We start from the raw sequence: 6127 nt of genomic DNA on the forward strand, positions 1-6127 counted from the left end.
CAGGATGTCGAAAAGTGGAACCGGTTTTCGCCGTGCCGGCCTTTGGTGCCTGCGCAGCCGTCCTCGTCAGGGGCTGGTCATTCGTCCGGTCAAAAGCTCGTGCACGAAGGCGAGCTTGCCGGCGGTCACGTCCGAGATGACGAACGGGTAGAGGTCGGGCAGGCCCATGCAGCGGTTGATCGAGTTGGAGGCCTCCGACAGCACCAGCCAGCGGGCGAGAACATCTTCAAAGCGTTCGGGCGTGGCGGCAGGTTCCGAGGGCGCGGCCTGCAGCCGGCCGCCGGTGTCGCCTCGCGGCAAGGTGTTGGCCTCCACGGTTTCCAGTCGACCGAGCGGGAAATTCAGCGCATGCACCATCTCCAGCGTATCGGTGATGTGCAGATGGTGCGCCCAGGTTTCGGCCCAATCCTCCCAGGGGTGGGACGTCGCATAGGCCGAGATGTGGCCCTGCTGCCAGTCGGGCGCCACGCCATTGGCATAATAGGTCTTCAGTGCCTGCTCATAATCGGCGCGGTCGTCGCCGAACAGGGCGCGGAAGGCGGCAAGCCGCTGCGGATCGTCGCGGATCAGGCGGTCCCAGTAATAATGGCCGAGCTCGTGGCGGAAATGACCGAGCAGCGTGCGGTAATTCTCGCCCATCTCGACACGCCGCTTTTCGCGCTCGGCTGAATCAGCCTCGGCGACGTTGAGTGTGATCAGGCCGTTGTCGTGGCCGGTCAGGATGCGCTCGCCGCCTGGCCCACCGCCGATCGGATCGGCAAGCAAGTCGAAGGCAAGGCCGACCTCGTCGGCGGCACCCTGCTTGGGCGCCACCGGCAATCCGAAGGCGAGCAGCGAATAAATGGCGCGTTTCTTGGCTGCTTCGACGCGGATCCAGCGGCTGCGATTGCCGTCAACCGAGAGGTCCGGGATCAGCTGGTTCAGCACACAGGCGCGGCAGAAGGCGTGGCCCGGCTCAGCCATCCAGTTGCAGGCGCATTCGTCGGCGTTGGTGCATTGGAAGACGCCGTCGACACCCGACAGCGCAAAGCGCGCATGCTCGGGATCATAGAGCACCGGGCTGGCGCAGTTCAGGCACTGGGCGTTTTCGAAATAGAGGCGGTGGCCGCAATGAGGGCAATCGAAGAGTTTCATTTCGATCTCAAATGGTCAGGGAGGGGATATAGTGCGCAGCAGCACATCGCCCAAACGCCTGCCGTCGACCGGCCGCCGTGACGCCAGATCAGTGATGCGGCAGACTGACCAATCGGGCTTCCGCTTGCATTCCCGCCACAGTAATTCCTTGATCGTAGGCAAATTCCCCTGCATTGGCCAGCGCGGCGCCGGGAGACCGTGACAAGTGCACGTTTCGCTGGCAAGTTCGCAACCGGGACGTGATTCAGGCAAATCAGGAGAACAGCATGGCATTTCTTGCCAAGGGAAAGATTTTTGTGGCCGCGGCGGCGGCGGTGCTTGCGCTGGCGACGGGCGCGCAAGCGGCGGCCAGCTGTGGCAAAACCGGCGCCGGCTTCGACGCCTGGAAGCCGGAGTTCGCCGCGGAAGCCAAGTCCGAAGGCGTCGGCGCCAAGGGCCTGGCCGCGCTGGCTGGCGCTACCTACGCAACAAAGACGATCTCGGTCGACCGCGCCATCCACAAGGCGTTCAGCGGCTCGGTGGATGCTTTCATGAAGCGTCGTGGTGGGGCTTCGATCATTTCCAGGGGCCGTTCGCTGAAGAAGCAGAACGCAGCACTTTTCGACAAGATCGAGAGCAACTACGGCGTATCGCCGGGCGTGTTGCTGGCTATCTGGGGCATGGAGACCGGCTTTGGTTCCGCGATGGGCAACCAGAATACGGTCTCTGCCATTCTGACGCTTGCCTATGATTGCCGCCGTCCGGGGTTCTTCTACCCGCATGCCATTGCGGCGCTGAAGCTGGTCGATCGCGGCGCGTTGAGCGCCTCATCGACCGGCGCTGCGCATGGCGAGATCGGCCATACCCAGTTCCTGCCCGGAAATGTCTTGAAGTATGGCGTTGGCAACGGAAATCTGCGCGACAAGGCGACCGCGCTGGCTTCCACCGCCAACTTCCTCAAGGCTCATGGCTGGCGGGCAGGGGCCAGCGCGAGTGCGAATATGGGCGCCATTGCCGGCTGGAATTCCGCGAGCGTCTACCAGCAAGCCATCGCCCAGATCGCCACGGCGATCGACGGGGACTGACCGACAGAGATCTCCATTCCACAAGAAAGCCCGGCCATGCGCCGGGCTTTTTGTTGATGGTGCAGGGATAGGGGAAGTCGTTCCCTATCCCGGGGTGAGGCCATCGAGCAGGAAGCCGAGGCCCTTTCGGAAAGCACCATCCCAATCGTCATCCAACAGCAGGCGAGAGCGCTCGATCGTCGGGTAGCGTTCGGTGAGACCTTCAAGGCGCTGCCGCGCGGCGGCCCTGTCGTCTTCCGAGAGGTCGAAGCTCGCCCGGGTGACGGTCGCGCCCATCACATAATTCCAGAGCGACCATATCGCGACGTTCAGATCCGCGTCGGCGACGCCGGCCCCGGACAAGGTCTTGCTCAGCAGTTCCAGGCGAGCGAGCATGTTTCGGCCGAGCGCCCGGCGCGGCAGCAGCGATGCCGACCAGGGGTGATGCAGCATCGTGGCGCGCCAGTCCTCGAGCATATGAACGACGTCCTCGCGCCAGTCTCGAGGCTCAGCTGTTTGCGGCGGTCCGCGATAGTCGAACACCGAGTCGAGCGATAGATCAAAGACATCCTCTTTGTTGTCGACGTGCCAATACAGGCTCATCACCCCCGAGCCGAGACGATCGGCCAGCCGACGCATGGTCAATCCGTCGAGCCCTTGCGTATCAAGCAGTTCCACCGCGGTCGCCACGATGCGTTCCCTGGAGAGAGGCGGTTCACCGCTCGCCTGCGGCGCGGGCGGGAGCCGCGGCGGCTCAGACCGTTTTTTCCGGGCGCCGCTGCGTTTGGCTGCCATCCGTCTTCCTCGCTGTCTCAGAGCGCCTATCTTGACCGGCAAGCAGGCGAATGTCGATCCGGAACGGTTGACTCGTACATCGTACTATGTAACTACTCGTGCAGCGTACGAGTCAATCGAGCAAGTCCGCAAAGCCAAGAGAAATTTCATGTCACGCGCAATCAAGCATCTGCTGATCGGAGGGCTATTCATCATGAACATGGCAGTTCCCACTGCGACGACAGCGAGCGAGAACGATCGCAAGCTGACGATCGTCAATCCGCAGACCCTCTACGACCCGTCGCCGAATGGCTACAGCACGGCAGTGATCGTGCCCGGCGGCGCCCGGCTGGCCTACATCTCCGGACAGGGCGGCCAGGACAGCACGGGTGGCTTGTCGCCGGACTTCGCGGTCCAGGTCAGGCAGGCCTACGCAAATTTGCGCAGCGCGCTTGAGGGGATTGGCGCCAGGCCAGATCAGGTCGCCAAGCTCACCATCTTCGTGGTCGATCACGATATGTCCAAGCTCGAGGTGCTGACCCGGAACGTCAAGGACATGTTCGGCGAGGCGCTGCCGGCGCAGACCCTGGTTCCCGTCCCCAAGCTTGCCATCGACCCCATGCTGTTCGAGGTGGAGGCCGTGGTCGTGCTTGACTAGTGTATCCGTCGCAATTCCAGACGGAAAGCCGCCTCACACTTTTCCTGGAATTGCTCGAGCAGGAAGCAGCCACTGGCCGAATGGCGTGGCGTCATCCAGCAAGGCTGCTTGCCAAAACTGAGCCGAGCGCCCGGCACATCAGGCTCAATAATGCGCGTAGCCGCTCAACGGGCATTTCTGGGAAATTGGAACCTGGAAGGTGCCGTCAAAAGCTTTGCAGGTACGGAATTTGGACATCCGCGGCGTTGGAGGAGCCGCCTTTGACTTGCCCTTGGGGGACTTCCACATTTCGGAATTCCCATAGCCGCTCGACGGGCATTTCTGGGAAGCGAGAACCTGGAAAGTACCGTCAACACCGCTGCAGATACGGAAATTGGGGTTCCGCGGCGTGAAGGCTTGCGCGGCCGCAGCCGCCTTTGACTTGCCCTTGATGACCAACCAGATTTCGGTCGGTTGGTCGAGCTGCAGGTTGTTTATGTCGGAGTAGCTGATCCGCCCGCTGCGCAGCCCGTCGGCGATGCGCTGGCAGAACATGGCTGGCAGGCGCTCCTGCGAGACACCCATGAAAGAGCCGATATCCCGCTTGAGCGTGATGCTCCATGCGTGGACAGCGGCAACGCACTCGTCCAGATTCAGCTTCTCGCTGCGCTTGCCGGCTGCCTGTGAAGACTGGCACCCGGCAAAGACGGCGACCGCCGCAAGCAAAAGAAAAATCCTGTTTTTCACTGTCAAAGCCCCTCGATCCCGCAAGAGGACTAGGATGAAGCAGTCGAAAGGTCAAACGGGAATTGATCCGGGCGGGGTTAACTTCCCTTATATTAGAGTGGTCAAATAAAAACCCGGCGTCTCCGCCGGGGTTCCTTAGCCGTTTCAGCTTTGATGAGGCGGCCCCGGCCCTGCTGTCCGGATATCAAGCCTTGCGGTTGCGCGCGGCAAGCGTCCTCAGCCGCAGCGCGTTGAGGCGGATGAAGCCGGCGGCGTCCTTCTGGTCGTAGGCGCCGCGATCGTCCTCGAAGGTGACGAGGGCGTCGGAATAGAGCGTCTTCTTCGACTTGCGGCCGTTGACCATGACGTTGCCCTTGTAGAGCTTCAGCCGCACCGTGCCTTCGACGTCTTCCTGGCTCTTGTCGATCATAGCCTGCAGCATCAGCCGCTCGGGCGCGAACCAGAAGCCGTTGTAGATCAACTCGGCATAGCGCGGCATCAACTCGTCCTTGAGATGCGCTGCACCACGGTCGAGCGTGATCGATTCGATGGCGCGGTGCGCCGCGATCAGGATGGTGCCGCCGGGCGTCTCGTAGACGCCGCGCGATTTCATGCCGACGAAACGGTTCTCGACCAGGTCGAGCCGGCCGATGCCATTGTCGCGGCCGAGATCGTTGAGCGCGGCCAGCATCGTTGCCGGCGACAGTTTCTTGCCGTTGAGCGCAATCGGATCGCCCTTGAGGAATTCGATCTCGATCTCGGTGACCTTGTCCGGGGCGTCCATCGGCGAGACAGTGCGCTGGTGGACGAATTCCGGCGGCTCCACCCACGGGTCTTCCAGCACCTTGCCCTCGGAGGAGGAATGCAGAAGATTGGCGTCGACCGAGAACGGCGCGTCGCCCTTCTTGTCCTTCGGCACCGGAATCTGGTGCTGCTCGGCGAAGTTGATCAGATCGGTGCGCGACTTGAACGACCAGTCGCGCCAGGGCGCGATGACCTTGATGTCAGGGTTCAGCGCATAGGCCGAAAGCTCGAAACGGACCTGATCGTTGCCTTTGCCGGTGGCGCCGTGCGCGATCGCATCGGCGCCGGTCTCTTTGGCGATCTCGACCAGGTGCTTGGAGATCAGCGGCCGGGCGATCGAGGTGCCGAGCAGATAGGTGCCCTCGTAGACGGCATTGGCGCGAAACATCGGAAAGACGAAGTCGGAGACGAATTCCTCGCGCACGTCGACGACGCGGATGTCCTTGATGCCCATCATCTCGGCCTTGCGGCGCGCCGGCTCGAGTTCGCCACCCTGGCCGAGATCGGCGGTGAAGGTGACGACCTCGGCGCCGAGCTCGGTCTGCAGCCATTTCAGGATAATGGAGGTGTCGAGGCCGCCGGAATAGGCGAGCACGACCTTCTTGACGTCTTTGGTCTTGGACATTGGGGACGGTTCCGCGCGAAAAGGTTTCGCGGGCGAGGTATCACGGCGTTTCCGGCTAACGCAAGGGACGAACGCTGATCCAGGTAGTGCGATCGCCTTAGGTTTGCCTTTGCCCTCGCTCGTTGCGTTAGCGCCGCCCCTTGTGTCTTTCGAATCATGCAGGATCGGGTTGGCGAGTGACCCGGGTCACGACCGGGTCACTCGCTGCGGCGGAAGCCCGCGTGCCCCTTGGTTTGAGTCCGCAGGTGAGCAAGGAGCTCCGACCGCATCTTCCATAGCCCGAACGGTTGCCAGGGTTCGACCCCGCACCAGCAAGGAAGGGATCAGAAGATGACACAAATCGCGCTTCGTGTCGGCATCGATGTGGCCAAGGATCGATTGGAC

6 protein-coding genes are annotated in these 6127 nt (G+C 62.3%); 2 read left to right on the top strand and 4 right to left on the bottom strand.

Annotated elements, in window-relative coordinates:
* Positions 1–66: 66 nt before the first annotated feature.
* Entirely contained in the window at positions 67–1134 is a 1068-nt protein-coding gene (locus AC1DXU_RS30010; protein WP_477374783.1) for a zinc-binding metallopeptidase family protein, read from the bottom strand.
* Positions 1135–1400: 266 nt separating this feature from the next.
* Between AC1DXU_RS30010 and AC1DXU_RS30015 the strand changes: the two genes are divergently transcribed.
* The gene (locus AC1DXU_RS30015; protein ID WP_477374785.1) at positions 1401–2198 is read left to right on the top strand and encodes a lytic murein transglycosylase; all 798 of its coding nucleotides are present in this window, start codon (positions 1401–1403) and stop codon (positions 2196–2198) included.
* An 84-nt stretch (positions 2199–2282) separates the two neighbouring features.
* Here AC1DXU_RS30015 and AC1DXU_RS30020 read toward each other — a convergent pair whose 3' ends face one another.
* Positions 2283–2972: a TetR/AcrR family transcriptional regulator gene (locus AC1DXU_RS30020; RefSeq protein WP_477374787.1), complete on the bottom strand. Its 690-nt coding sequence runs from the start codon at positions 2970–2972 to the stop codon at positions 2283–2285.
* 148 nt (positions 2973–3120) lie between these two features.
* Here AC1DXU_RS30020 and AC1DXU_RS30025 point away from each other — a divergent pair, with 148 nt between their 5' ends.
* Positions 3121–3609 (top strand): RidA family protein, encoded by a 489-nt coding sequence (locus AC1DXU_RS30025; protein ID WP_477374789.1) that lies wholly within the window; start codon positions 3121–3123, stop codon positions 3607–3609.
* A gap of 144 nt (positions 3610–3753) precedes the next feature.
* Here the strand turns inward: AC1DXU_RS30025 and AC1DXU_RS30030 are convergent, their stop codons facing one another.
* Entirely contained in the window at positions 3754–4314 is a 561-nt protein-coding gene (locus tag AC1DXU_RS30030; protein WP_477374791.1) for a hypothetical protein, read from the bottom strand.
* Positions 4315–4519: 205 nt separating this feature from the next.
* Positions 4520–5743: an argininosuccinate synthase gene (locus AC1DXU_RS30035; protein ID WP_477374793.1), complete on the bottom strand. Its 1224-nt coding sequence runs from the start codon at positions 5741–5743 to the stop codon at positions 4520–4522.
* Positions 5744–6127 lie beyond the last annotated feature (384 nt).

Source organism: Mesorhizobium sp. P3_A10 (genome assembly GCF_056403175.1).

Bases quoted from the DNA above. Each gene is read 5' to 3' on its own strand.
- AC1DXU_RS30010 (WP_477374783.1), bottom strand. From the start codon at position 1,134: ATGAAACTCTTCGATTGCCCTCATTGCGGCCACCGCCTCTATTTCGAA.
- AC1DXU_RS30015 (WP_477374785.1), top strand. From the start codon at position 1,401: ATGGCATTTCTTGCCAAGGGAAAGATTTTTGTGGCCGCGGCGGCGGCG.
- AC1DXU_RS30020 (WP_477374787.1), bottom strand. From the start codon at position 2,972: ATGGCAGCCAAACGCAGCGGCGCCCGGAAAAAACGGTCTGAGCCGCCG.
- AC1DXU_RS30025 (WP_477374789.1), top strand. From the start codon at position 3,121: ATGTCACGCGCAATCAAGCATCTGCTGATCGGAGGGCTATTCATCATG.
- AC1DXU_RS30035 (WP_477374793.1), bottom strand. From the start codon at position 5,743: ATGTCCAAGACCAAAGACGTCAAGAAGGTCGTGCTCGCCTATTCCGGC.